The organism is Pseudomonas fluorescens (genome assembly GCF_902497995.1).
GTDB classification, from domain to species: Bacteria; Pseudomonadota; Gammaproteobacteria; order Pseudomonadales; family Pseudomonadaceae; genus Aquipseudomonas; species Aquipseudomonas fluorescens_BK.
On sequence record NZ_CABVII010000012.1, the window covers coordinates 23,221 to 46,566 of the forward strand.

General features: G+C 57.7%; 26 protein-coding genes, 1 tRNA gene and 1 pseudogene. 8 read left to right on the plus strand and 20 right to left on the minus strand.

From position 1 onward, the window contains the following. Positions 1-93 precede the first annotated feature (93 nt). Complete coding sequence (locus F8N80_RS15400) at positions 94-1,029, plus strand: LysR family transcriptional regulator (RefSeq protein WP_150784222.1); 936 nt, start codon at positions 94-96, stop codon at positions 1,027-1,029. 3 nt (positions 1,030-1,032) lie between these two features. Here F8N80_RS15400 and F8N80_RS15405 read toward each other — a convergent pair whose 3' ends face one another. The 5 genes from F8N80_RS15405 to F8N80_RS15425 all read right to left on the minus strand — a co-directional run bounded on the left by F8N80_RS15405 (position 1,033) and on the right by F8N80_RS15425 (position 3,778). Beyond that, positions 1,033-1,398, minus strand: a complete 366-nt coding sequence (locus F8N80_RS15405; RefSeq protein ID WP_150745882.1) for a 5-carboxymethyl-2-hydroxymuconate Delta-isomerase — start codon at positions 1,396-1,398, stop codon at positions 1,033-1,035. A 56-nt stretch (positions 1,399-1,454) separates the two neighbouring features. Further along, a complete protein-coding gene (locus F8N80_RS15410; RefSeq protein ID WP_150745883.1) occupies positions 1,455-2,381 on the minus strand; it encodes a LysR substrate-binding domain-containing protein in 927 nt (308 codons plus the stop codon). A gap of 123 nt (positions 2,382-2,504) precedes the next feature. Further along, on the minus strand, positions 2,505-2,849 hold the full coding sequence (locus F8N80_RS15415; protein ID WP_150745884.1) for a hypothetical protein: 345 nt from the start codon (positions 2,847-2,849) through the stop codon (positions 2,505-2,507). 100 nt (positions 2,850-2,949) lie between these two features. Then, a complete protein-coding gene (locus tag F8N80_RS15420; protein ID WP_150745885.1) occupies positions 2,950-3,501 on the minus strand; it encodes a GNAT family N-acetyltransferase in 552 nt (183 codons plus the stop codon). Then, on the minus strand, positions 3,473-3,778 hold the full coding sequence (locus F8N80_RS15425; protein WP_150745886.1) for a type II toxin-antitoxin system TacA family antitoxin: 306 nt from the start codon (positions 3,776-3,778) through the stop codon (positions 3,473-3,475). The genes F8N80_RS15420 and F8N80_RS15425 overlap by 29 nt, the downstream gene beginning before the upstream one ends. A gap of 696 nt (positions 3,779-4,474) precedes the next feature. On the opposite strand from F8N80_RS15425, the gene F8N80_RS15430 reads away from it, so the two are divergent. The 3 genes from F8N80_RS15430 (at position 4,475) to F8N80_RS15440 (ending at position 8,332) form a co-directional block, all read left to right on the plus strand. Further along, entirely contained in the window at positions 4,475-6,133 is a 1,659-nt protein-coding gene (locus F8N80_RS15430; protein WP_150745887.1) for an arylsulfatase, read from the plus strand. Positions 6,134-6,238: 105 nt separating this feature from the next. Further along, positions 6,239-6,913 (plus strand): DUF3313 domain-containing protein, encoded by a 675-nt coding sequence (locus F8N80_RS15435; protein WP_150745888.1) that lies wholly within the window; start codon positions 6,239-6,241, stop codon positions 6,911-6,913. 150 nt (positions 6,914-7,063) lie between these two features. Further along, a complete protein-coding gene (locus F8N80_RS15440; RefSeq protein ID WP_150784223.1) occupies positions 7,064-8,332 on the plus strand; it encodes an OmpP1/FadL family transporter in 1,269 nt (422 codons plus the stop codon). Between the two features lie 111 nt (positions 8,333-8,443). Here the strand turns inward: F8N80_RS15440 and F8N80_RS15445 are convergent, their stop codons facing one another. The 4 genes from F8N80_RS15445 to F8N80_RS15460 form a co-directional block, all read right to left on the minus strand. Beyond that, positions 8,444-8,731, minus strand: coding sequence for a type II toxin-antitoxin system RelE family toxin (locus F8N80_RS15445; protein WP_150784224.1), 288 nt, complete (start codon positions 8,729-8,731; stop codon positions 8,444-8,446). A 12-nt stretch (positions 8,732-8,743) separates the two neighbouring features. After that, a complete protein-coding gene (locus F8N80_RS15450; protein ID WP_150784225.1) occupies positions 8,744-9,034 on the minus strand; it encodes a type II toxin-antitoxin system Phd/YefM family antitoxin in 291 nt (96 codons plus the stop codon). A gap of 240 nt (positions 9,035-9,274) precedes the next feature. Next, positions 9,275-9,607 (minus strand): type II toxin-antitoxin system HicB family antitoxin, encoded by a 333-nt coding sequence (locus F8N80_RS15455; protein WP_150784226.1) that lies wholly within the window; start codon positions 9,605-9,607, stop codon positions 9,275-9,277. Then, positions 9,604-9,858 (minus strand): type II toxin-antitoxin system HicA family toxin, encoded by a 255-nt coding sequence (locus tag F8N80_RS15460; RefSeq protein WP_150784227.1) that lies wholly within the window; start codon positions 9,856-9,858, stop codon positions 9,604-9,606. The genes F8N80_RS15455 and F8N80_RS15460 overlap by 4 nt, the downstream gene beginning before the upstream one ends. A gap of 456 nt (positions 9,859-10,314) precedes the next feature. On the opposite strand from F8N80_RS15460, the pseudogene F8N80_RS15465 reads away from it, so the two are divergent. After that, positions 10,315-10,578, plus strand: a pseudogene (locus F8N80_RS15465) (short-chain dehydrogenase); the annotation flags it as partial. Positions 10,579-10,762: 184 nt separating this feature from the next. On the opposite strand, the gene F8N80_RS15470 reads toward F8N80_RS15465, so the two are convergent. From F8N80_RS15470 to dapA, 5 genes are all read right to left on the minus strand, one after another. Continuing rightward, positions 10,763-10,852, minus strand: a tRNA-Ser gene (locus tag F8N80_RS15470). Between the two features lie 83 nt (positions 10,853-10,935). Then, complete coding sequence (gene purC, locus F8N80_RS15475) at positions 10,936-11,649, minus strand: phosphoribosylaminoimidazolesuccinocarboxamide synthase (protein WP_150745894.1); 714 nt, start codon at positions 11,647-11,649, stop codon at positions 10,936-10,938. A gap of 28 nt (positions 11,650-11,677) precedes the next feature. Continuing rightward, positions 11,678-12,436 (minus strand): MBL fold metallo-hydrolase, encoded by a 759-nt coding sequence (locus tag F8N80_RS15480; protein WP_128871998.1) that lies wholly within the window; start codon positions 12,434-12,436, stop codon positions 11,678-11,680. A gap of 4 nt (positions 12,437-12,440) precedes the next feature. Then, on the minus strand, positions 12,441-13,559 hold the full coding sequence (gene bamC, locus F8N80_RS15485; protein WP_150784228.1) for an outer membrane protein assembly factor BamC: 1,119 nt from the start codon (positions 13,557-13,559) through the stop codon (positions 12,441-12,443). Between the two features lie 17 nt (positions 13,560-13,576). Further along, positions 13,577-14,455, minus strand: a complete 879-nt coding sequence (gene dapA, locus F8N80_RS15490; RefSeq protein WP_150745896.1) for a 4-hydroxy-tetrahydrodipicolinate synthase — start codon at positions 14,453-14,455, stop codon at positions 13,577-13,579. 328 nt (positions 14,456-14,783) lie between these two features. Between dapA and F8N80_RS15500 the strand changes: the two genes are divergently transcribed. Next, positions 14,784-15,344, plus strand: a complete 561-nt coding sequence (locus F8N80_RS15500; RefSeq protein WP_046055714.1) for a glycine cleavage system protein R — start codon at positions 14,784-14,786, stop codon at positions 15,342-15,344. Between the two features lie 10 nt (positions 15,345-15,354). Further along, the gene (locus tag F8N80_RS15505; RefSeq protein WP_150745897.1) at positions 15,355-15,828 is read left to right on the plus strand and encodes a peroxiredoxin; all 474 of its coding nucleotides are present in this window, start codon (positions 15,355-15,357) and stop codon (positions 15,826-15,828) included. A 164-nt stretch (positions 15,829-15,992) separates the two neighbouring features. On the opposite strand, the gene F8N80_RS15510 is transcribed toward F8N80_RS15505, so the two are convergent. Beyond that, positions 15,993-17,063, minus strand: coding sequence for an AI-2E family transporter (locus F8N80_RS15510; protein ID WP_150744848.1), 1,071 nt, complete (start codon positions 17,061-17,063; stop codon positions 15,993-15,995). Positions 17,064-17,095: 32 nt separating this feature from the next. Next, positions 17,096-17,335, minus strand: coding sequence for a sulfurtransferase TusA family protein (locus tag F8N80_RS15515; RefSeq protein ID WP_028621876.1), 240 nt, complete (start codon positions 17,333-17,335; stop codon positions 17,096-17,098). A 98-nt stretch (positions 17,336-17,433) separates the two neighbouring features. Between F8N80_RS15515 and F8N80_RS15520 the strand changes: the two genes are divergently transcribed. After that, positions 17,434-18,867, plus strand: coding sequence for a M48 family metalloprotease (locus F8N80_RS15520; protein ID WP_150744847.1), 1,434 nt, complete (start codon positions 17,434-17,436; stop codon positions 18,865-18,867). Between the two features lie 218 nt (positions 18,868-19,085). Here the strand turns inward: F8N80_RS15520 and F8N80_RS15525 are convergent, their stop codons facing one another. The 4 genes from F8N80_RS15525 to rpoE form a co-directional block, all read right to left on the minus strand. Further along, the gene (locus F8N80_RS15525; protein ID WP_150744846.1) at positions 19,086-20,513 is read right to left on the minus strand and encodes a DegQ family serine endoprotease; all 1,428 of its coding nucleotides are present in this window, start codon (positions 20,511-20,513) and stop codon (positions 19,086-19,088) included. A 209-nt stretch (positions 20,514-20,722) separates the two neighbouring features. Next, on the minus strand, positions 20,723-21,685 hold the full coding sequence (locus tag F8N80_RS15530; RefSeq protein WP_150744845.1) for a MucB/RseB C-terminal domain-containing protein: 963 nt from the start codon (positions 21,683-21,685) through the stop codon (positions 20,723-20,725). An 8-nt stretch (positions 21,686-21,693) separates the two neighbouring features. After that, on the minus strand, positions 21,694-22,281 hold the full coding sequence (locus F8N80_RS15535; protein ID WP_150784229.1) for a sigma-E factor negative regulatory protein: 588 nt from the start codon (positions 22,279-22,281) through the stop codon (positions 21,694-21,696). Between the two features lie 31 nt (positions 22,282-22,312). After that, a complete protein-coding gene (rpoE, locus tag F8N80_RS15540) occupies positions 22,313-22,894 on the minus strand; it encodes an RNA polymerase sigma factor RpoE (protein ID WP_007944079.1) in 582 nt (193 codons plus the stop codon). Between the last annotated feature and the right edge of the window lie 452 nt (positions 22,895-23,346).

Below are 23,346 nucleotides of genomic sequence, written 5' to 3' on the forward strand. Positions count from 1 at the left end.
TTCCCACAAGGCATTCTCCTGGCACCATCGTTCCGTTATCTTTCGCACACGTTTGCGCATGTTCAGCGCAAGGAACACAGCGAGAGGGAATGGATGCTGAACAGCAATTTGCTTAGAAAGCTCGACATGCAGGACCTCATGGTGTTTGTCGCCGTGTACGAGCAAAGCAGCGTCACCGGTGTATCCGAAGCACTCTGCGTCAGCCAGTCCACCGTGAGTTACTGCCTGAAGAAGTTGCGCACCAGTTTTGAAGACGAGCTGTTCATCAATACCCGCGCGGGTATGCGCCCCACCTACAAAGCCAGCACCATGTACACCCACGTGCTGAAAATCCTCGAAAGCATCAACCTGTGTCACGCCGGCGCCCGGATGTTCGACCCAGCCTTGCAGCCGGTCACGTTCAACATCTGCGCACCGGAGTACTTCGAACAACTGATCTTGCCGCGCCTGCTGAAACGCTTCGATTTCGCCAGCCTGCCGGTAGTGGTCAACATGCACAAGTTCGAAACCGACATCCCGGCCGAAGAACTGCGCGATGGCAGCCTGGACCTGGTGATTTGCTTCGGTCCCGACTTCCATCGTAGCCACAGCGATCTCAAATCCCGGAAATTGCTGGAGGATGATCTCGTCTGTGTCGTTGATAAGCGCGTCACACCAATGGAGCCGCGTCTAAGCCTGCAAGCCTTCGTCGAGCGCCGGCATGTGTTCCCGACACCCTGGACCTCCCACACCAACATGGTCGACGGCTGGCTGGCGCAACAGGCGCAAAAACGGCAGATCGTCGCCCGCGCCAACAGCTACAGCGCGGCACTGAAAATGATCACCGGCACCGACTACATCGTGACCTTGCCCCGGCGCATCCAGCAATTGCTGGCCAGCGAGGCGATTTTCAAGCACTGCGAAGTGCCCAACGGCCTGCCAGGGTTCACCCTCGACATGCAGTGGAGTCAAAGCGCCGATCAGGACAGCGCCAATGCCTGGTTGCGCGAGCAAGTGGCCCAGGCCTGCATCGAGCAGGAAAAGGCCTGAGACTCAGTGACCGATGGCGATCTTGGTGTAGGACTCGCGATCGATATCGAGTATTTCCACGGCCAGCTGGACTTCAACGCCCGCCGGCCACTGACACAGGTCCTGCACCACCGCCAGCAGACTCTCCGACAACTGCTTCTTGATCTGCCCCGAGCGACCACTCAACAACGCCAGCTTCACATACACGAACGCCCGCTCAGTCAATGCAGTACCGACCTTGAACGTCTCGACCTTCAACGCCCGGCTCTTGATGTCGAATTCGGCAGCGAACTGACCGGAAGCCACCAGCGCATTGTTGAGCCGGATCAACGCCACGTCGGCATTCAGCTCAGGCAGGTTGGCGGTGTATTCCATGTGCAGGTGGGGCATGACGGTGCTCCTGAAAGTGGGCAAAGGGTCGTACATATAACACAGCTGCGCCCTGCTCACTCAGGCAGCGGCAACATCGCGCGCTCACTCATGAACGCCTCCAGCCGCGACCGCAACCAGCGCTCGGCCGGATCGGTATCGACATGGCTGAGCCAGACCATCGACAGGTCCAGGGTCGGCGTCTGGAACGGGAAAGGCTCCCTGAACAGCACACCGGACGCGGCCATTGCTTCGGCGGTGTAATCCGGCAGGCTGGCCACCAGGTCAGTCCCGGCGAGCAAGGCCGGCAACGAACTGTATTGTGGTACCGAGAGCACTACATGGCGCGTCCGGCCAATCTCCGCCAGCCACTCATCGGCGTAGCCACTGACATTGGCGGTATGGGACACCAGCACGTGGGGGCGCGCGCAATATTCATCGAGGGTCAGCGGCGTATCGCAAGCATCGGCACGCAACACATTGGCCTGGATATGCCGCAGCAACTTGCGCTTGGCATTGGCCGGCAGACCGCGGGTCTGGCTGATGCCGACGGTGATGTCGCCGGACGCCAGCAAATCCGGAATCCGCCAGTAATCGACATGCTGCACCACGAACACCACCTTCGGCGCCTCCTGGCGCAAGGCACGCAGCAACGGCGGCAGCAGGCCAAACTCGACATCGTCCGACAGCCCGATACGGAAGGTCATGGTGCTGCTGACGGGGTCGAAATCATGGGTCAGGCTCAAGGCCACCGACAACGAATCCAGCGCCGGCGACAGGTGCCGAATGATCTCCTCGGCCCGCGCCGTCGGCTCCATGCGATGGCCGACGCGAATGAACAATGGATCGTTGAACATCGCACGCAGGCGGTTGAGCGCCGAGCTGATGGTCGGCTGACCGAGGAACAACTTCTCCGCCACGCGCGTGACATTGCGTTCGAGCATCAAGGTCTCGAACACCACCATCAGGTTGATATCAGCCTTGCGTAATTCGTTACGATTCATCCACTGATCCCGATCCCTGTATCTGCCGACAGTTTAGGTAGGTGTCGCAATCGACGTCTATGCGGCGAAGTGAATAGGCTGATGCCGTTCGCGTTTAATTTCCGAAAGCGGTCTGATACCGGTTCACTGATTTTTCTGCTGAGTTGAATCCTCAGCGGGCAGGACCGAAGGAGATTCGGGAATCAGCGGCGCATCTTCCTCAGGCGTTGTTTGAGGTTGAGCCACTACCGGAGGGATGACCGGATCAGGGGAAGCCACGAAAAGCCGTGCAATCCATCCGATCAGTGACAAAAGCCCGAAGGTAGCGAAGCCAAAGATCAGCCCGACCACCAAAATGCTCAAGGGGTGAATCTGCTCTGCGTCGGGGCTTTCCAGCATGTAGCGCGAGGCCTGGACAGCGACATACAGGCAGGCCGCAACGGCTGCCATCAGCTTTACAACCAACCAAAGCCTTCGCCATCTGTTCATGCATATCCCCTCATCAGGTGATTTGCTCTGTATTGCATGATAGCTAATGAGCGGGATGCGCCTTGCTGGATCCATCCATAAGGCTTTTCCATGCATCAAGCTACTCGGCCGTATCGACAATCGCCCGCAGAATCGGCTCGATGCTGATGAGCATGGGAACTCCTCCCCTGACATCCGGCCCGCTCAGGGATTGAAATCCCAAGGACTCATAATACGAAATGGCATTCGGCGCCGCCTCCAGATACAAGCCTTTGATAGGCACCTCGTGGTGAACCTTGACCGCCTGAATGAATGAATGCCTCAGGATTTCCTGTCCAATTCCAAGCCCCTGATATCGACGGTCCACGCCAAACATTACCATCCGCACAACGGGCAGCAGAGACGGCAGGTTCGATTTTTTGATGGCTGCTTTCCCTAGCGCCCTGTCAATGTGCCCCAGCGTGAGCGTACCAAAGCCGACGAGTTCGCTTGCCGGGTTGATCGCACCAATCCCCCGGATATTTTCGCTCTTCAAGGCGCGTTTCAAACTGCTTTTGTAGTACTCGTCCATCATGGCAAGCCCACAATCGAAATCTTTCAGATGAAGGTAAGTCTCGAAACGGGCTTGCAAATGGTTGTCGATTTCATAAGCCGGAATCGCTTTTGTCCCCATGCTTCCCTCTCATCAGGTTCAGTAGTCCAGCCGTTGGAGTCGTATCCTGGTTAAGAATCTCCAAGGCTCGGGCATAGGCTTGCTCCGACATTTCGATACGCCGATGTTTTTCCATCACCTCCTCCGCCTTCTCAAAGGCAGACGAAATTATGAAAGAAGTCATATCAAGCCCAGAGATTGCTGCGGCCTTGCGGATGAACTCCTTGGCGAGATCCGTGGTTTTGAGTTCAAGCCGAGCGTTTTTTGGTGCTTTGAGTATTTCGTTGATTTCTAGCATGGGTGTCCCCGTTTTCAGAGAGAATATTTCCCTTACTGGTTTCATTTTGTTGCCCCCTCAGCCCCGGAGCGTGGTTATGGGCTCAGCCTCATTCCGGACCAGAGATTTTCATAGCAATGTACGGATACTAGACGTACGAACAACCAAGAGTCAAACGCCACCCGTACAATAACCGTACGCAACTGCCCTCCCTCCGATTCAGGTCTCGCTCAGTGAGCAAAATAATCGCACCGGGCTGGCCGCGTTCCTCGGCCTGAGCAACTCGCGGCGATTCGGCGCAGCCCATTCTTTTGTCGCGGCGCGGTAATGCGCATACGTAATCGCGCTGACTGCGCTTTGTGTCCGTATTTTTTACACTTTCCAGATAAGAAGTCAGAACCCTTATTCAGGACGAGACACTACTTTACTTTCCGATTAGTTCTTCATATCCACAACTTTTAAAATAACAAACCCTATAGAGCAAAATAATCTACAAAAGAAAAAATTTGTAGGCTGCAACCCGCGCGAATGAAATAACCGTACTACGCTATTGCGGGCACCTTGAGTAGTGAACGGGAGTTCCATTACTGGGTTGGTTGACCTTATCGAACTGTCCGGGAGCAAGGTTTGGGGGATCACTCACCTAGATTCTGGTTTTTGCACACTTGATATTTAAGTAGCGGCAACAGGATCAATGTCCGGCAGAGGAATCCAATCATGAAAAAACTCCCGCATCGCTTCAGGTTCTACGTCGCCTGTTCATTACTGATAGCGCTCAACGGTCTTGCCCAAGCCGCGCAAACGGCAAAACCCAATATTCTGTTTATCGTCTCCGACGATACTGGCTATGGTGACCTGGGACCTTACGGTGGTGGTGTCGGTCGAGGCATGCCAACACCCAGCATTGATGAACTGGCCGCACAAGGTACGACCTTTTATTCCTTTTACGCCCAACCCAGTTGCACGCCCGGTCGGGCAGCCATGCAAACCGGGCGCATTCCGAACCGCAGTGGCATGACCACGGTAGCGTTCCAGGGCCAGGGTGGCGGTTTGCCAGCGGCCGAGTGGACGCTGGCTTCGGTGCTCAAGACCGGCGGCTACGACACGTACTTCACCGGTAAGTGGCATTTGGGCGAAGCCGACTATGCAATGCCCAATGCCCAGGGCTATGACGTGATGAAATACGTCGGCCTGTATCATCTCAATGCCTACACCTACGCTGACCCGGAATGGTTCCCCGACATGGATCCTGAAACGCGGGCGATGTTCACCCAAGTCACCAAGGGAGCACTGTCCGGCAAGGCCGGCGAGAAGCCCGTCGAAGAGTTCAAGATCAACGGTCAGTATGTCGATACACCGGTGGTCAATGGCAAGCCTGGTGTCGTCGGTGTTCCTTACTTCGACAGCTACGTAGAAAAAGCCACCCTGGAGTTTCTCGACACGGCGGCCAAATCGGACAAGCCGTTTTTTATCAATGTCAACTTCATGAAAGTGCATCAACCGAACATGCCGGCACCTGAGTTCGTGCATAAATCGATCTCCAAATCCAAGTATGCCGACTCGGTGGTGGAACTCGACACCCGTATTGGCCGCATCATGGCCAAGCTCAAGGCACTGGGAATGGATAAAAATACCCTGGTGGTTTACACCACCGACAATGGTGCCTGGCAGGACGTATACCCCGACGCCGGCTACACACCCTTCCGGGGTACCAAGGGCACGGTGCGTGAAGGTGGCAACCGGGTGCCGGCGATAATGGTCTGGCCGGAAAAAATCAAACCCAGTATGAAAAACCACGACATTATCGGTGGACTCGATCTGATGGCGACCTTTGCCTCGGTAGCCGGGATCAAACTGCCGGAGAAAGATCGCGAAGGCCAGCCCATCATGTTTGACAGCTATGACATGACCCCGGTACTGCTCGGCACCGGCCCGTCCCCTCGCAAAGAGTGGTTCTACTTCACGGAGAACGAACTGTCGCCCGGTGCTGCCCGCGTCGGTAACTTCAAGGCCGTATTCAACCTGCGGGGCGATGACGGCGCCCACACCGGTGGCCTGGCTGTCGATACCAACCAAGGCTGGAAAGGCGCGAGCAAGTATGTGGCGACCGTGCCGCAGGTCTTCGACTTGTTGCAGGATCCCCAGGAACGCTACGACATTTTCATGAACAACTTCACCGAGCGTACCTGGTCGATGGTTCCCATCAGCATGGCGATCAACAATCTGATGAAAACCTACGCTCAGTACCCGCCACGCAAGATGCAAAGCATGACCTATGACGGGCCGATCGAGTTGTCCAAATACCAGAAATTCCAGTCGATTCGAGAAGAATTGCAGAAGGAAGGCATTCACCTGCCGATGCCAGCCGGCAATTAGTCAACCAGGCAAAAAAGTGGCGGGCTTTTCAGGCGCCGTCACTGTTTACCTGACATTTGCGAGTATCCGCTAACGTTTCAATAACTCACTGCCGGGAGCATCAAAATGAAAACAGTTGGTAAAGGGCTTGTTGGTGCTGTGTTGTGCACCCTGCTGATTGCCGGTTGCACGTCCAAGGTGACGGAGAAAGAACAGTTCTCGGGATTCCTGCCCAACTATGACGGCTTGCAACAAGTGACCTCACCCAGTGGCCATCCAGTGCTTCGTTGGGTGGCCCCGGACTTTAAGCCTTCGGCTTATGACACAGTGGTGTTTGACCGCCTGCAGTTGTATCCGACGCCAAAGCCCAATGAGCGGGTGAATATGCAAACCCTGCAGCAGATCCAGGCGTCTGCCAGCAACAGTGTCAACAGCGTGCTCGCGCAAAAGTACCGAGTGGTGCCCAATATCCAGTCAGTGCCGAGTGGTTCCCGAGCCATGATCATGCGCACGGCGATTACCGGCGTGACGGCGTCCAATGAAGGCATGCGCTGGTATGAAGTGGTGCCGATAGCGGCAGTCGTCGGTGCTACCCAGGCGGCTACGGGCCATCGCACTCAGGATACCGAACTGTATGTCGAAGCGGAATTCGTCGATGCCACCTCCGGCAAGCCGCTGGCCAAAGTCGTGCGCAAGATTTTCGGTACGACCCTGAAAAATGACAGCCAGGAGATCACCGCTAATGATTTCAAGGCAGCGATCAGGGACACGATGCATGACCTGCAGACGTTCCTGAAGTAGGGGGCAGGCAGCTGGTCAGTTTTCGACCGTGAAGACTGGCCAGTTCGCGGTGTAGGAACGCGGGGCAAGTAAAGGGTGTGTCCGGAATTCACCAGGGATGCATGCGTTGATTGTTTGCATTCGAAACCGACCTTTTGCCGAGGTGAATGTATGCCGACCAAAATAACGACCTTGCCCGCTTGCACATTACTCGTCCTGTGTTCTCAGTACGCTTGGGCTGGCGGGATCATGCTGTACGAAATCGGCACCGATAACGTCGGCCTCGCCAACGCCGGTGCCGCCGCCAGGGCTCAAGGCCCTTCGACGATTGCCAGCAATCCGGCAGGCATGAGCTACCTGCCGGGCACGCAGATCACAGGCGGCTTGCAGGTGCTCTACGGCAACCTCGAATTCAATCGCGACGACGACACCAACGTCGTGGGCAGCGGCAGTGGCGCTGCCCTTGACCCGATGCCTGGTGCCAGTTTTTTCATCAGCCATCAACTGGATGATCATTGGAGCGTGGGCTTCGGCAACTACGGCGACTTCGGTCTTGCCGTCAATTACGACAACGACTGGTCCGGGCGCTACTTCGCGCAGAATTCCAGCCTCCTCGGAGTGTCCTTTGTGCCGAGCCTGGCCTACCGTTTCAATGAACAATGGTCGGTGGGCGTAGGCGTGAAAGCGATGTACGGCATGCTGCAAGCCCAGACGGCCATCGACCGCTCACCGTTCGCCCTTACCGACCGCGGCGATGGACAGTACAAGTACAAGGACAACGATTGGGGCTTTGGCGCGAACGTGGGGGTCATCTATGCCCCGCAACCCGGCACGCGCATCGGTCTGACCTATACCAGCAAGGTCGACCTGGAGTTCGAAGACGGCCTGGACGTAAAGGGTAACGGCCCGCTCCTGCAGCGCCTGGACGGCACCAACACCGAACTCGACATGACGGTGCCACAAACCGTCACATTGAGCCTGTTCCAGCAACTCGACCCACGCTGGGCCCTGCTCGCCTCGGTCAACTGGCAGGACTGGTCGGAATTCGGCGAGATCGCGGCCCAGGTCGACACCACGGCGATCGATGCCGTATCTACCACGATCGATGCCCACTACAAAGATACCTGGCACTTGTCGCTTGGCGGACAATTCCAGGCCACCCCGCAGCTGCTGTGGAACTTCGGCGTGGCGTATGACAGCAGCGCGGTGTCCGACGGCAATCGCACCTTTACCGTGCCCATGGCCGAATCCTGGCGACTGGGGACGGGCGCCACCTATGCGCTGAACAAGGACACCGACGTCAACGTCAGCTGGGCCTTGATATGGCTCGGCGATATGCCGGTGGATCAGACCAAATCCCTGTCGGGCAACCGCACTTCGGGCCAGTTCGACAACGCCTGGATACAAACCGTGACTGGAAACATGACCTGGCGGTTCTGAAACCCGCGACTGCTCGAATGAAGTGTCCAGGATCGCTGTCGACATCGTTTGCATCAACCGCGTGATGCAGCGAACGTCTTCACGTTATAGGGCGCACCCTGAACCGCTTTTTTAAACACGACGTTCTGCCGCGTCATAAACCTCTTTATCTCGCCTGGCACCGACCGCGACGATCAGCACCTGGATGGCCTTGCCATCGACACGGTAGACAATTCTCGTGTCTCCTGCCCTGATTCTTCGACATCCCGCCAGGCTGCCTCGCAAAGGCTTACCGCTTTTATCCGGCTCACCCTTCATGATCCGCTCCTCAATCACATCGAGGATGCGATTTGCAGCGGCGGCGCCTAGCTGATCAAGATCGTCTCGGACCTCCGGATGATAACTGACCCCCCAAGCCATCCAGCCTCCTTATCAATCGTTATTGCTGTAGCGCGCACGCATGTCATCATGGGAAACGGCATTGGCTTGATCAAAGCCGATCAGTCGCTCGCGAGCTGTCGCTTCGACCCGCAGGTTCTCAAGCTCGTCCAGCATTTCCTGGTAGGCGTCCACATTGATGATCACCGCAGCAGGCTCGTTATCCTTGAAAATCACGAGACGCTCGGTGGCCCGGCTAGATACCTCTTTGAGCTTCGTACTGAAGTTTCTGACCATGGCCGTAACCGATACAGCCTGATCAGCACGTTCTAATAATGCTGCCATCGTCTTGTCTCCGCACATTCCTACACCGCACATAGTGCGTATTTTTGTACGCATCTTTATGCACAGAGTATTGCGCACAGGCACTCACATTACAAGCACGTACCCTCGGCCGCTCATCGCGCTTGCCCCCCCAGCCCGACCTGTTCGAGCCGACACTCGGACCTGCGCCAGAACAAATTGAGTTGTTCGAGCCAGAGCTGCCGACTTTATTTTTCGGGTGCGCCACCCTATGCCATTTCGTCAGGCATGCGCCTCACGATCAAGAACGTCAGCTACCCACTGATTGATACTTTTGCGAGCCAGCTGAGCTTTTACGGCAACGGTTGCGTGGAGCGCTGGTGCCAAACGCAGACTGAGATTGCCCGAATAAGGTTTCTGCGGCGTGCGGCCAAGCTTGGCACACGTATCCAGATAATCAGTGACAGCCTCTTCAAAGGCCTCTCGAAGCACCCGTACCGACTCGCCATGAAAGCCAACGATATCCTTGATACCTGCGATGTGGCCGACAAACAGACCGTCTTCGTCGCTGTATTCAATTCGGGCGGCATAGCCTTGATAGTTCATTACGTTCATGGGGTGACTCCTGCTTGTTCAAGGAAAGCCCGCGCATCACGAACCTGGTAAGGCTTTGCTTCTTTGTCTGGGTGGGGCCGGTGAAAGGTAGCAACCACACCGTTCAGTTCGAAGCGTACCCGCGACCCATTGCTTTCAATGGTCTTGGCACCAGCTGCGCCAAAAAGCGACTCGATACGCGCCCATTCCAGCGTGGCCGGTGTCGGCCTTGCGAACACCGCTTTGAGAGTACTGTGTTGTTTGCTATTCATGGTATTAAATCATGATACCGAATAGGGGGTAAACAGCCGCGGATCACACCGCCGATGCATAAGAGCCAAGCAGATCTGATTTATTTTCAAAACAGCCGATTTGATTCGTATACGGTAATTTTGTCGATCGCAAACATCTGTCAACCAACGTAGCAAAGTCCTACATCACTCCCGGAAATCCCCTCCCCACCAATTCCTTGCGCAGCCTTCGCCATGCGGCTTATAGTCCGCCCGTCGCCCAAATGGCGACCGGGTTTGGCGACCCGCAGTGGGATGCAAAAGCGTTTGCTTCGTTGCAGGCGTTTTTGCATCTGTAGAGTTGCCATTATGGCAGCTGTGCGCGGGAGACCTTCGGGTCTGCCGGCTTCCACTCCGGTTCGCCAACCTGCGCACAGTTGCCACCCTTTCGTTTGGCGACGTCAGGTTGGTAAACCTATAAAAGAGTGGAGTTTACCCATGAATGACTATATGGCTTTAACCAGCAACGCCGACGACCTTCCTTCTCTGTACGTGAACACCACGCAGCCCCTTCATTCATTGCTTAGCACGGCAAGATATCGAATTGGCGCTGTCACTCAAATTCTGGAAAATCTCGCAATGCGCGGTGATATCACCACTGACTCGGTGATCCTTAGCGACTTCGCACTGCTCTGCAGTATTCCGTTACGCGATGGCTACGATTTGCTGGACGTCATAGCACGACGATTGGATACGGAGCCTTGTCCCTCCAGCGCCCCCAGAGCCTCGCAAACGAGCGCAAATGAATTTACGCCCCCTTATGCAACATAGGCTTCCGGCAGAGAGAGTTAAGCCTTCCTGGCCCTCGTAGAAACGAAGCTATTAACCATAGCGACAGAAACGAAAAAGCCCCGTAACTTTTCAGCTACGGGGCTTTTCTATGTAATGGCGGAGAGATAGGGATTCGAACCCTAGGTACCGGTGAAGGTACAACGGATTTCGAATCCGTCCCATTCGGCCACTCTGGCATCTCTCCAACGGCGCGCATCATAACAACACTTTCGCCGAAAGCGAACCCCCTGAGCGAAATATTTCTGTGCTTTCAGATGCTTGCGTCGATTAAAGCGGTACGCCCAGACGATTGGCGACTTCTTCGTAGGCTTCGATGACGTCACCGAGGCCCTGGCGGAAGCGGTCCTTGTCCATTTTCTTGCCGGTGGCCTTGTCCCACAGGCGGCAGCCGTCCGGGCTGAATTCGTCGCCCAGGACGATGGAGCCGTCGGAGAACACGCCGAATTCGAGTTTGAAGTCGACCAGCAGCAGGCCGGCGTCGTCGAACAGTTTGTTCAGGACTTCGTTGACCTTGAGCGACAGCTCTTTCATGCGAACCAGTTGCTCGGCAGTGCCCCAACCGAAGGCCACGACGTGGGATTCGTTGATGAACGGGTCGCCCTTGGCGTCGTCCTTGAGGAACAGTTCGAAGGTGTAAGGGTTGAGCTTCATGCCTTCTTCGACGCCCAGGCGCTTGACCAGGCTGCCGGCGGCGTAGTTACGCACGACGCATTCGACCGGGATCATGTCGAGTTTTTTCACCAGGCACTCGTTGTCGCCCAGCAGTTTGTCGAATTGGGTCGGTACGCCGGCCGCTTCGAGTTTCTGCATGATGAAGGCGTTGAACTTGTTGTTCACCATGCCTTTGCGGTCGAGCTGCTCGATACGCTTGCCGTCGAACGCCGAGGTGTCGTTGCGAAACAGCAGGATCAAACGGTCAGCGTCGTCGGTCTTGTAAACCGATTTGGCTTTGCCGCGGTAGAGTTCTTCACGTTTTTCCATGATGGGCTCCGCTTGCTAAGTAGGTGGGCTAGGCGATGTGTCGCCAGTCGAGCCCTGAATCTTGATCGGCCAGTTGCAGCCAGTCCGGGTCGCACCCGAGGGTGTCGACAAAACATTGCCGGGCCAGCTGCGGCAGGTTGTTCTTGCTGCTCAGATGGGCCAGGACCAGGTGTTGCAGGCCTTGCCAGCCCAACTCGGACACCAGGAATGCCGCCTGGTGGTTGTTCAAATGTCCCAGTTCACCGCCCACCCGTTGCTTGAGAAAGTACGGGTAGTGACCGCGAGCCAGCATGTCACGGCAATGGTTGGACTCGATCATCAACGCATCGAGGTCCCTATAGCCGTCCAGCACCTTGTTGCAATACGAGCCCAGGTCGGTCAACAGGCCGAAGCGCCGTTCACCGTCACTGAAGACATATTGCGTCGGTTCCTGTGCATCATGGGCCACGGCAATGACACCGATGCTCAGGTTGCCGATCTGCAGTTGCTCGCCGCCAGCCAGAAGGCCAGCCGGTTCAATCGGTTTGCGCATCCCGCGCAGTGTGCCGCGACTGAGGTAGACCGGCAGATTGTAACGCCGAGACAGCAAACCCACGCCATGCACGTGGTCGGCATGTTCATGGGTCACGAGTATCGCGCTCAGTTGCGCCGGGTTTACACCCAGGCGCAACAGGCGTTTTTCGGTTTCCCGCAGGGAGAAACCACAATCCACCAGCACGTACGTGTCAGCGCTGGCTATCAGCGTGCCGTTCCCTTGGCTACCGCTGCCGAGAACGGCAAAACGCATGAGATCAGCCCAGGTTGTCCTGAATTACGCTCAACACTTTGCGCGCCACTTCTGCCGGCGCCACGGTGTTGATGTTTTTCTCGACGGTGACCTGGACGTTTTCGCCAACCTTGCTCAGGCGAACCTGATAACGCTCGGCACGGGCTTCGACGGCTTCCTTGTCTGGCGCGCTGCCAAACAGGCTGCTGAAGAAACCAGGCTTGTCGTCTTTCTTCTCGGCTTTTTCCGCCAGGTTGATGTAGTACAGGCCCAGGCTGCGGTTGATGTCTTCAACCCGCCATTCGCCCTGCTCCAGCGCGCGACCGACGCTTGACCAGGCACGATCCAGGTCCGTACCGACGTTCAGCACCGGGTTGCCGCTGCCGTCTTCGCTCAGGCTGACGCGGCTAGGCGTATCGAAATCACGGGAAGCCAGCATGGAGACCGAACCGCCCTTCTCCGAAACGCGGCTCATGCTCGCGAGCATGTCGTCGACCAGTGCCGCGTCTAGGCCAGTGTTGACCGAACGGTTGGTGAAGGCCACGTCGGCGGTGCTGCCGGCAGGACGTTGGGCGCTGACCACATAGACTTCACTGGTGTTGCGCTGCACGCCTGGCTCGATGCGGACCCGCACGCGGGTTTCGCTGTCGGTGCCGACCCCGGCTGCGCTCAGGCGCTTGGCCATCGCGGCCGACAGTTCGTCGGAATGTTGCCAGGTGGTGGTGAATTCACCGGTTTGCGGGCGCTGTTCATCCAGCCGGAAACCATTGTCCTGGAAAAACTGCACGGCCACTGGCCAGACTTCGGCCGGCGGGCTCTGGGCCACGATCCAGCGCGTATCACCGGTCTTCTGCAGCGAGTAGGCACCGGCAGCGTCGGCTCCAGCGGACAGCGGCTGTGGACGCGGCACGATGTATTCGCCCTTGGCGGTGTCGTCGGCCACGTTGCGCGGGATCGGCAACAGCGGATCCAGACGTTTGGCGGTGGCGACGTCCGGCGGCAATTGCATCGGTGCAGTCTGTTGCGCTTCCAGGTAATCGCTGCCACGGTCACGGAAATAACCTTCCGGGCCCCAGACCCATCCACAGCCACTGGTGCTGGAGATAATCAAGGCAAGTGCGGAAAGTCCGGCCAATCGCTTCATGCGTAGTGCTTCCTCAATTAAACCAGTACGCCGGACTGGCGCATGGCCTGCCGCAGCGGTTCGTGACAGGCAGCGCTGAGCCAGGTGAGCGGCAGACGGATACCGTCCGGCATCAGGCCCATTTCATGCAGCGCCCATTTCACGGGGATAGGGTTGGATTCGATAAACAGGGTTTTATTGAGCGGCATCAGCTTTTCGTGGATCGCGCGGGCCGTGACGGCATCGCCCTTCAAGGCGGCATTGCACATGTCGGCCATGTCGCGCGGCGCAACGTTGGCGGTCACCGAGATATTGCCTTTGCCGCCCAGCAGCATCAGCTCGACGGCGGTGGCGTCGTCGCCGGATATCACCAGGAAGTCCTTGCTGACGCCGTCGATGATGGCTTTGGCACGGGACAGGTCGCCGGTGGCTTCCTTGATGCCGATGATGTTCTTCACGGTCGACAGGCGGATCACGGTGTCGGCCAGCATGTCGCACGCGGTGCGGCCAGGCACGTTATACAGGATCTGCGGGATGTCGACGGCTTCGGCGATGGCCTTGAAGTGCAGGTACAAGCCTTCCTGGGTCGGCTTGTTGTAGTACGGCGTCACCAGCAGGCAAGCGTCGGCACCGGCGATCTTCGCATTGGTGGTCAGCTCGATCGCTTCGCGTGTCGAGTTGGCGCCGGTACCGGCGATCACCGGAATGCGCCCTGCAACCTGCTTGACCACGTAACGAATCACTTCGATGTGCTCGTTCACGTCGAGGGTGGCCGATTCACCTGTAGTGCCGACCGCCACGATGGCGTGGGTGCCGTTTTGCAGGTGAAAGTCCACCAGTTTGCTCAGGCTGTCCCAGTCCAGACGACCTTGTGCATCCATGGGTGTGACCAGTGCCACCATACTGCCCGCAATCATGCAACCGCTCCTGCCGGAAAAAGAGAGCGGTAATGGTACTGGCGCCAAGATGCTTGTACAAGCGAAGTACTGCGCTGCTGCCATTCCCCTTGGCGCTGCTTTTCGCTACCCTTCAGACTTTGATCGGTACTGATAAGCTCGCAAGCCGGGTTCCAGCCTCCATTTTCGGCATCACAAGCCCCGATCCAGCGTTGCCATCCTTCGCTCTCGCCACTCTTGAGCAGGTTGCAACCCTCCGGTTCGGGTTTTCTGAATTCGCATCCGCAGGCTCGTCCCCGGCAAAAATGCCCATAAAAGTATCGACCGCTCATCGCTTTAGGAATGCTGCATGTCCACCCCCACAGTTCGCGAACAATTCCTTGTCATCAGTGCCCTCGGCGCCAACCCCATGGAGCTGACTAACGTCCTGTGCCGCGCCAGCCATGAAAACCGCTGCGCCGTGGTTACCTCTCGCCTGACCCGTCATGGCGAGTGCAGTGCGTTGATCCTCGAGATCTCCGGCAGCTGGGATGCCCTGGCGCGCCTCGAAGGCAGCCTGTCGAGCCTCGCCAAGAAGCACGCCTTCACCGTCAATGTGGTGCGCAGTGCGGCGCTGGAGAATCGCCCCCAGGCCCTGCCGTACGTCGCTTATGTCAGCTCGGCCTACCGCTCGGACATCATCAACGAGCTGTGCCAGTTCTTCATGGACCACAACGTCGAGCTGGAAAACCTGACCTGCGACACCTATCAGGCGCCCCAGACCGGCGGCACCATGCTCAATGCCACATTTACCGTGACCTTGCCGGCCGGCGTGCAGATCAGCTGGCTGCGCGATCAGTTCCTGGATTTCGCCGATGCGCTGAACCTGGACGCCCTGATCGAACCTTGGCGCCCACAAAACCCAATGTAAGGAAGCTTTCATGGCCGTTGCCATCGACCAACCGGTTGCCGATTTCGAAGCGCCCGCCACCAATGGGCAGACCATCAGCCTGGCAAACCTGAAAGGCAAGCAAGTCGTTATCTACTTCTATCCGAAGGACAGCACGCCTGGCTGCACCACCCAGGGTCAGGGTTTTCGCGATCAGCTCGACGCCTTTAAAGCGGCCAATACCGAAGTCTTCGGCGTGTCCCGCGACAGCCTGAAGTCCCACGAGAACTTCAAGGCCAAGCAGGCGTTTACCTTTGAGCTGATCAGCGACAAGGAAGAAGCGCTGTGTCAGCTGTTTGATGTGATCAAGTTGAAGAAGCTGTATGGCAAGGAATACATGGGGGTTGATCGCAGCACGTTCCTGATTGATAAGGATGGCGTGCTGCGTCAGGAATGGCGGGGGGTGAAGGTGCCGGGGCATGTGGGTGCGGTGTTGGCGGCTGCGCAGGCGTTGAACGAGGCCTGATTATTTGGCGTCCTTTCGGACGCCTTCGCGGGCAAGTCGGATCGCCGCACCGCTCGCTCCTACAGGTATTGTGTCGATCGCGAGATCTGGCACGACACAAATACTGTAGGAGCGAGCGGTGCGGCGATCCGACTTGCCCGCGAAGAGGCCCTCAAGGCCGACGCTTAAAGCAGCGGCGCCACCACCGGCTCTTTGCGCGGCCAGGCATCCAGCACTGCCTTGAACAGCGTCGCCAGGGGAATCGCAAAGAATACCCCCCAAAACCCCCACAACCCGCCAAACAACAGCACCGCACAGATGATGGCCACCGGGTGCAGGTTGACCGCTTCCGAGAACAACAGCGGCACCAGCACATTGCCGTCCAGGACCTGGATGATGCCGTAGACCGCCATCAAATAGATGAACTGATCGCTCCAGCCCCACTGGAACAGCGCGATCAGCAGCACCGGCACGGTCACCACCACCGCTCCGACATAGGGCACCACCACCGACACCCCCACCAGCAGCGCCAGCAGCGCCGCATAGTTGAGCCCCAGCACCACGAAACCGATATAGGTGGCGCCGCCGCAAATGAAGATCTCGATGACCTTGCCGCGAATGTAGTTGGCGATCTGCCGGTTCATCTCGTGGGCAACGCGGGTGATCAGCGCCCGCTCGCGAGGCAGATAGCCGCGCACCCACTGGCCGATCATTTCCCGGTCCTTGAGAAAGAAAAACACCAGGATCGGTACCAGCACCAGATAGATCATGATGTTCACCAGCAGCGGCAAGCTCGACAGCGAGAACGTCAGCGCCCACTGGCCGAAATTACCGATCTCGCCCCGCGCCACTTCGATGGCCCGCAGCACCTGCTCATCGGACACCAGATGCGGGTAACGCTCGGGCAGCAGCAATAACAGTGACTGCCACTTGGCGAGCATGCCGGGCAATTCGTTGAACAAGGTGATCAGTTGATGCCAGAGCAACGGCACCACCACCACGATGAACACCAGCAGCAGCCCCATGAATAACGCAAAGACCAGCCCCACCGCCGCGCCACCCGGCATGCGCAGGCGTTCGAGCGTCACCACCAGGCCCTGCATCAGATACGCCAGCACCATCCCGGCAAGCACCGGCGCGAGCATGCCACCGAGCGTCAGTACGGCGGTAAACGCCAGAAACAGCAGCACGGCAAGCACCACGGCTTCTTCGTCGGAAAAATAGCGCTGAATCCAGTCGCGTAACACCTTGAACATCAATAATCCCTTAGAAACGAACGCAGCAGGTTTCAGGCTTTTTTCAACCAGTAGCGGTAAACGCCCGCCTCATCTTCTTCACGCAGCAGCGTATGACCGGCCAATCGGGCAAAGGTGCGAAAGTCGCGCTGCGAGCCCGCATCAGTGGCGATCACCTTGAGCACTGCGCCGCTGGCCATGCGATTGAGTTCCAGTTTGGCCTTGAGTAACGGCAGCGGGCAATTGAGGCCGCTGGCGTCGAGTTCGGCGTCGTGGGCTACAGCATCGGTCATTGCATCACTCCGGGTCAGGTGGTCGAGGGGCTTAGAATATCTGGTCCCAAGCGTGGTGTCCGGCTACAGTAAGGTCTTTGTCGACAAAGGCTTTGTGCATGACTTTTTTGCGCCCTACCCTGCTGACGCTCGCTTGCCTGCTCGCCTCACCGGGCTTCGCCGACGACCTGCCGTCACTCGGCGACGCCAGTTCTGCCATTGTCTCGCCGCAACAGGAACACCAATTGGGCCGGGCCTGGCTGGCGATGTTGCGCAGCCAGGTTTCCCAGCTCAACGACCCACAGCTCAAGGACTACGTCGAATCCAGCGTCTACCGGCTGGTGGAGACCAGCCAGCTCAATGACCGGCGCCTGGAGTTCATCCTGATCAACAGCCCGCAGCTCAACGCCTTCGCGGCACCGGGCGGAATCGTCGGGGTCAATGGCGGTTTGTTCCTCAATGCCCAGACCGAAGGCGAATATGCCTCGGTACTGGCTCACGAATTGGCTCACTTGTCGCAACGTCACTTTGCCCGTGGCGTCGAAGCCCAACAGCGCATGCAGGTACCGATGATGGCCGCACTGCTGGCCGGGATCGTGATTGCCGCGGCCGGTGCCGGCGACGCGGGGATCGCCGCCATTGCCGGTACGCAGGCAGCGGCGATTCAGGAACAGCGGCGCTTCTCGCGTCAGAATGAACAGGAAGCCGACCGAATCGGCATTCTCAATCTGGTAAAGGCCGGTTACGACCCGCGCTCGATGCCGACCATGTTCGAGCGTTTGTCGCGCCAATACCGCTTCGACGCCAAGCCACCGGAATTCCTGCTGACTCACCCGGTGACCGAATCGCGGATCGCCGACACCCGCAACCGTGCCGAACAAGCCAAGCCGGGCGGTATCGAAGACACCATGCGCTATCAACTGATTCGTGCTCGGGTTCAGCTGATTTATGAAGAAACCCCGGGCCTGGGCGCCAAGCGCTTCCGCGCCCAGCTGGATGAAAACCCGAAGAACGATGTCGCGCGCTACGGCCTGGCGATCGCCCAGATCAAGGGCGGCCAGCTGAACGAAGCTCGTGAGAACCTGGCGTCGTTGCTGGCCAAGTCGCCGAACGAGATCATCTACAACCTGGCTCAGGTCGATCTGGATATCACCAACAATCGGCTGGCCGATGCTCAGTCCCGGGTGGACCGGATGCTGACTCAGTATCCGGGCAACTATCCGCTGAACTCAGTGCGTGTCGACCTGCTGCTCAAGCAAAACCGTGCGCCCGAAGCGGAAAAAGCCCTGGAGAATCTGCTCAAGAGTCGTCCGGACGATCCGGACGTCTGGTACATGGTGGCCGAGACTCGGGGCCTGTCGGGCAACATCATCGGCCTGCATCAGGCCCGTGCCGAGTACTTCGCCCTGGTCGGCGATTACCGCCAGGCCATTCAGCAACTGGACTTCGCCAAGCGCAAGGCCGGCACCAACTTCCCGCTGTCGTCGCGGATCGACGCGCGGCAACGGGAGCTGATGGAACAGGAGCGCATGATCAAGGACATGATGGGCTGACGCCTTTTGCGAACGCATAAAAAACCGCCCTTTCGAGGCGGTTTTTTTGTAGGAGCAGCCGGTCGACGCTCGATTGATCCGGGCGGCGTTCCGACGATGGACGTCAACGATAACGCGTTCTTTCTGAATGAACGCGTCGCCCTTGAGACCATCGTCGGAACGCCGCCCGGAGCAAGCTCGCTCCTACATTCCTACATTCCTACATTCCGACAGCCGGATTATTCAGCCAGCTTGAAGGTGATGAAGCTGGCGCGCCCCTGACGCAGAACCCGCATCGACACCGAGCGGTTCTTCGGCAGCGCCTTGGCGATATCGGTGAACTCCTTGCTGGAACCAATCGCCTGATTGTTCAGGTGAGTGATCACATCGCCAGGCTGCAAGCCGATCAGGGCAGCAGGACCGTCCTGGACTTCCTTGATGACCACGCCGCCTTTGAGGTCGTAGGCTTTCTTCTGTTCCTCGGTCAGCTCGGCCACGGAAACACCCAGGCGATTGCTGCTACGCTCGACACTGGATTTTGGCAGGGCGTCCAGCTCCTTGCCTTCTTCAGGAATAGCGCCAACCGTCAGTGCGACGTTCTTGCGCTTGCCTTCGCGGATCACTTCCAGATCAGCTTTCGAGCCGGCCTTCAGCGCGCCGACCAGGTGCGGCAGATCGGCGGACATGACGATCGGTTGGCCGTTCATGCTCAGGATCACGTCGCCGACTTGCAGACCACCCTTGGCAGCCGGGCCGTCATCCTGGATCTGAGCCACCAGCGCACCGGCAGGCTTTTCAAGACCAAACGACTCGGCCAGGTCCTTGTTCACTTCCTGGATGACCACGCCTAACCAGCCACGGCTGACCTTGCCGCCGCTTTTCAGCTGGTTGGAAACGTCCATGGCCACGTCGATCGGAATCGCGAACGACACGCCCATGAAGCCGCCGGAACGGGTGTAGATCTGCGAGTTGATCCCCACCACCTCGCCCGCCAGGTTGAACAGCGGACCACCGGAGTTACCCGGATTGATCGGCACGTCGGTCTGGATGAACGGCACATAGTTTTCGTTCGGCAAACTGCGACCGATGGCGCTGACGATGCCCTGGGTCACGGTGTGGTCGAAACCGAACGGCGAGCCGATCGCCACCACCCATTGGCCAGCCTTCAGATCCTGGGATTTGCCGAGCCTCAGGACCGGCAGGTCCTTGCCTTCGATTTTCAGCAGGGCCACGTCGGAACGCGGATCGGTGCCGACCAGCTTGGCTTTCAATTCGCTGCGGTCAGCCAGGCGGACGAGGATTTCGTCGGCATCGGCAATCACATGGTTGTTGGTCAGGATGTAGCCGTCAGGCGAGATGATGAAACCCGACCCCAGGGACTGGGCTTCACGCTGACGATCACCCCGTGGCGTACGCGGTTGTGGCGGCATGCCGCGCTCGAAGAACTCGCGCAGCATCGGCGGCAAGCCCTCGAGGTCGGGCATCTGCTCGTTCACTTTACGGTCCGGCAGTTTCTGCGTGGTACTGATGTTCACGACCGCCGGCGAGGCTTGCTCGACCAGCTGCGTAAAATCAGGCAGTTCGACCGCTTGCGCAGGAATAGCCTGACCAAGCACCAGTACGGTGGCAACCACGGAGAGATAAGACTTCAAACTGAGTATCGACATACAGCTCCCATTACGACGAGCAGGGTTAAGCGATATGGAGCAAGGAACACCGGTCACGACAGGCCGGCATTTTTGTTCCGGGAACAACAGACAAGGCCAGAGCCGAGATGCCCTGACCTATAAAAAATTTTCGGGATATTTGCAAATGAAAATGCTCAGCAAACATTTCGACGTCTCGCCGACGAGGTGATAATGGCCGAAAAATCAGCTCACTGCTTGCTGGATGCAGCGCTTTCGTTACGCATGGACAGCGCAATGCGTTCAGCGGTGCCAGCAGGAATTTCACCGACCACGGTGACCATCATTTCGCCCTGAGGGGTATTCAAGCGCCGGGATACAGCAACGGTCGGGCCCAACTGAACGCGAGTATCGATGACGGCTGCGCCATTCAAGGGCTCGAGGAATACCGAGAAACGGGCCAGACCATCGTCAAACATCAGACTGTTGACCTGGATTTTGGTCTGCGGATCCTTGCGTGCGGTACTGCTGGTCAGCTCGAAACCGGGTGGCAACCAGTCCGAATGCCAGGCTTGGGCAACCTTGGCTGCAGAAGCCTTGTCGCTATCAAGGGCAATAGCCTTGCAGTCGTCGCCCGGCTGCAAGTCTCTGTCCGCCGGCATGTCGGTGGTATTGAGCTGCGTGAACTGGAATCGCTCCAGCAACTGCCCTTTTTCATTGACCAGCAATGACTTGAGAGGCAGGCCGGTTTCTTTATCCAGATGCAGTTCAAACCCATAGCGATGCTGATCGCGAGGCGTCAGGGAAATGATCACTGCCGAACGCCCGGCCACACGCGACTTGCCAATGACGGCAAGGTCATACCAATTCTTGAGCTTTTGAGGATCGAGTGCACGAGCAGCGGAACTCGGGGCATCCCCGAGTCCTGCAATCAGGGTGCCGCTGACGCATTGAGTATGCCCATCAATGCGCACGACTTCCTGGGCCGAGCCGTCGAGCTGGAGCAAACGCTCGCGGACCTTGCCATCCTGGACGCTGTGCCAGATGTTATGGGTAGAAAAGCTACCGTTACGCTCGTAGACGAAAGTACCGTGAAAGCTTTGCTGTTGCTCGGCCTGGCCCAGACGGGTCAACCAGTCCTGGGCTTCATCGGCATGGGCTGGAACAACGAACCAGCCAGCGAGCAGAAGCGTAAGTAGAGGTATGGAGCGCATGGTCCTCCTTAACGGTTTTCCAGACTTGCTGCACGAGCGTATGGCAACGCGCTCTCAGTACCTTTCAGTGCGGCCTGTTGAGCATGTTGGCGCAAGTAGCCTGGCAAACGCTGATCGTGCCAGCCTGGCTGACCTTGCAATACGCCGTTGGCCATGGGGCCGGTGGCATCCGAACTCTCATTATAGCCTGCCAAAACAGCTGGACCCTTGACCTGAGGAGCAACCAGACCCTGCGCAGTGGATTGCTGGGCCAGTTCGACTCCGGCGATCTCGTCCTGGTTGAACAGACGAACACCTGCCAATACCGCAACGGTGACCGACGCAGCGACTGCCAGACGACCCAGGCTGCGCCATGGACCACGGGAAGCTTTTGCCGGTACGGCTTCGTCAGCCAACGCAGCGGAAACTGCCGCGGCAATGTCCAGGCGTGGAAGCAGCAGATCCTTGTGCATCACTGCCCGAGCGATTTGATAACGAGCCCAGGTTTCACGGGTTTCAACATCGTCAAAGGCATTCAATACCCGACGCAATTCCAGTTCGTCCGCTTCGTTATCCATCACTGCGGACAGCGATTCCTGCAGGGCTTCACGACTCATGGCGTTCCTCTCTTGGCTGTCGCCGCTGTCTTCAGTTTTCCTGCAACAACGGCTGCAGGGCTTTATCGATGGCTTCCCGAGCGCGGAAAATCCGGGAGCGCACGGTACCCACCGGACATTGCATGACGGCCGCAATGTCCTCGTAACTCAGACCATCGAATTCACGTAAAGTTAAGGCTGTACGTAAATCTTCTGGAAGTTGCTGGATGGTTCGATGGACAGTGCCTTCAATCTCATCGCGCAGCAGTGCACGTTCTGGCGACTCGAGGTCCTTGAGGCCATGATCGCCATCGTAGAACTCTGCATCCTCGGAACTGACATCGCTATCAGGCGGCCGGCGGCCGCGTGAAACCAGATAGTTTTTCGCCGTGTTAATGGCGATGCGGTAAAGCCACGTATAAAACGCGCTGTCTCCGCGAAAATTTCCAAGCGCACGGTACGCCTTGATAAAGGCTTCCTGTGCCACATCCTGGGCTTCATGGGTGTCGTGCACGAATCGCACGATCAACCCGAGAATTTTGTGCTGATATTTCAGCACTAGCAGATCGAAAGCTCGCTTGTCGCCGCGCTGAACGCGTTCGACCAGCTGCTGATCCTCTTCCTGGGTTAGCATGAACACTCCTCGATAAGCTCGGAGGAGGCTTGCACGACCAAACGACCAGACTTGCAAACATAGACTCGGGCTTTTCGCAAAAGTTCTCCCCCTCCAGGCAAGTTTCCTGCGGGCTCTGATCTGGCACGCACGAAAAGCGCAGCGCGAGTTGACCCGGCTGCGCGAATAATCTTGTCATCGGTTTCGCCGGTGAGGATCAAACCACGATCCAGCACTGAAGCCGACACTGTCCCTTGATTCAGGCAACCGTCTATTGATCTTGGGCCTTTGGCAAAAGTTCCAAATATTTATAGCCGTACCGAGCCGACATTGTGCAACCGTAAGCGGGAAAAGAGTGTTAAATCCACGATACAGTGATCGTGTCGCCGAACCGGAGGAGAAATCATCCGACGAAGCGTCCCCTCTTTCCCGTCACAGTAGTTTCACAATGCCATACAGGCTCGGCTATTGTG

Coding starts and splice junctions, on each gene's coding strand:
- purC (WP_150745894.1), bottom strand. CDS start 11,649: ATGGAAAAACGTGAAGAACTCTACCGCGGCAAAGCCAAATCGGTTTAC.
- F8N80_RS15410 (WP_150745883.1), bottom strand. CDS start 2,381: ATGAATCGTAACGAATTACGCAAGGCTGATATCAACCTGATGGTGGTG.
- F8N80_RS15400 (WP_150784222.1), top strand. CDS start 94: ATGCTGAACAGCAATTTGCTTAGAAAGCTCGACATGCAGGACCTCATG.
- rpoE (WP_007944079.1), bottom strand. CDS start 22,894: ATGCTAACCCAGGAAGAGGATCAGCAGCTGGTCGAACGCGTTCAGCGC.
- F8N80_RS15425 (WP_150745886.1), bottom strand. CDS start 3,778: ATGCTAGAAATCAACGAAATACTCAAAGCACCAAAAAACGCTCGGCTT.
- F8N80_RS15450 (WP_150784225.1), bottom strand. CDS start 9,034: ATGGCAGCATTATTAGAACGTGCTGATCAGGCTGTATCGGTTACGGCC.
- bamC (WP_150784228.1), bottom strand. CDS start 13,559: ATGAAGCGATTGGCCGGACTTTCCGCACTTGCCTTGATTATCTCCAGC.
- F8N80_RS15420 (WP_150745885.1), bottom strand. CDS start 3,501: ATGGGGACAAAAGCGATTCCGGCTTATGAAATCGACAACCATTTGCAA.
- F8N80_RS15455 (WP_150784226.1), bottom strand. CDS start 9,607: ATGAACGTAATGAACTATCAAGGCTATGCCGCCCGAATTGAATACAGC.
- F8N80_RS15530 (WP_150744845.1), bottom strand. CDS start 21,685: ATGCGCTCCATACCTCTACTTACGCTTCTGCTCGCTGGCTGGTTCGTT.
- F8N80_RS15440 (WP_150784223.1), top strand. CDS start 7,064: ATGCCGACCAAAATAACGACCTTGCCCGCTTGCACATTACTCGTCCTG.
- dapA (WP_150745896.1), bottom strand. CDS start 14,455: ATGATTGCGGGCAGTATGGTGGCACTGGTCACACCCATGGATGCACAA.
- F8N80_RS15405 (WP_150745882.1), bottom strand. CDS start 1,398: ATGCCCCACCTGCACATGGAATACACCGCCAACCTGCCTGAGCTGAAT.
- F8N80_RS15535 (WP_150784229.1), bottom strand. CDS start 22,281: ATGAGTCGTGAAGCCCTGCAGGAATCGCTGTCCGCAGTGATGGATAAC.
- F8N80_RS15515 (WP_028621876.1), bottom strand. CDS start 17,335: ATGACCGATGCTGTAGCCCACGACGCCGAACTCGACGCCAGCGGCCTC.
- F8N80_RS15435 (WP_150745888.1), top strand. CDS start 6,239: ATGAAAACAGTTGGTAAAGGGCTTGTTGGTGCTGTGTTGTGCACCCTG.
- F8N80_RS15525 (WP_150744846.1), bottom strand. CDS start 20,513: ATGTCGATACTCAGTTTGAAGTCTTATCTCTCCGTGGTTGCCACCGTA.
- F8N80_RS15430 (WP_150745887.1), top strand. CDS start 4,475: ATGAAAAAACTCCCGCATCGCTTCAGGTTCTACGTCGCCTGTTCATTA.
- F8N80_RS15480 (WP_128871998.1), bottom strand. CDS start 12,436: ATGCGTTTTGCCGTTCTCGGCAGCGGTAGCCAAGGGAACGGCACGCTG.
- F8N80_RS15460 (WP_150784227.1), bottom strand. CDS start 9,858: ATGAATAGCAAACAACACAGTACTCTCAAAGCGGTGTTCGCAAGGCCG.
- F8N80_RS15505 (WP_150745897.1), top strand. CDS start 15,355: ATGGCCGTTGCCATCGACCAACCGGTTGCCGATTTCGAAGCGCCCGCC.
- F8N80_RS15415 (WP_150745884.1), bottom strand. CDS start 2,849: ATGAACAGATGGCGAAGGCTTTGGTTGGTTGTAAAGCTGATGGCAGCC.
- F8N80_RS15500 (WP_046055714.1), top strand. CDS start 14,784: ATGTCCACCCCCACAGTTCGCGAACAATTCCTTGTCATCAGTGCCCTC.
- F8N80_RS15520 (WP_150744847.1), top strand. CDS start 17,434: ATGACTTTTTTGCGCCCTACCCTGCTGACGCTCGCTTGCCTGCTCGCC.
- F8N80_RS15510 (WP_150744848.1), bottom strand. CDS start 17,063: ATGTTCAAGGTGTTACGCGACTGGATTCAGCGCTATTTTTCCGACGAA.
- F8N80_RS15445 (WP_150784224.1), bottom strand. CDS start 8,731: ATGGCTTGGGGGGTCAGTTATCATCCGGAGGTCCGAGACGATCTTGAT.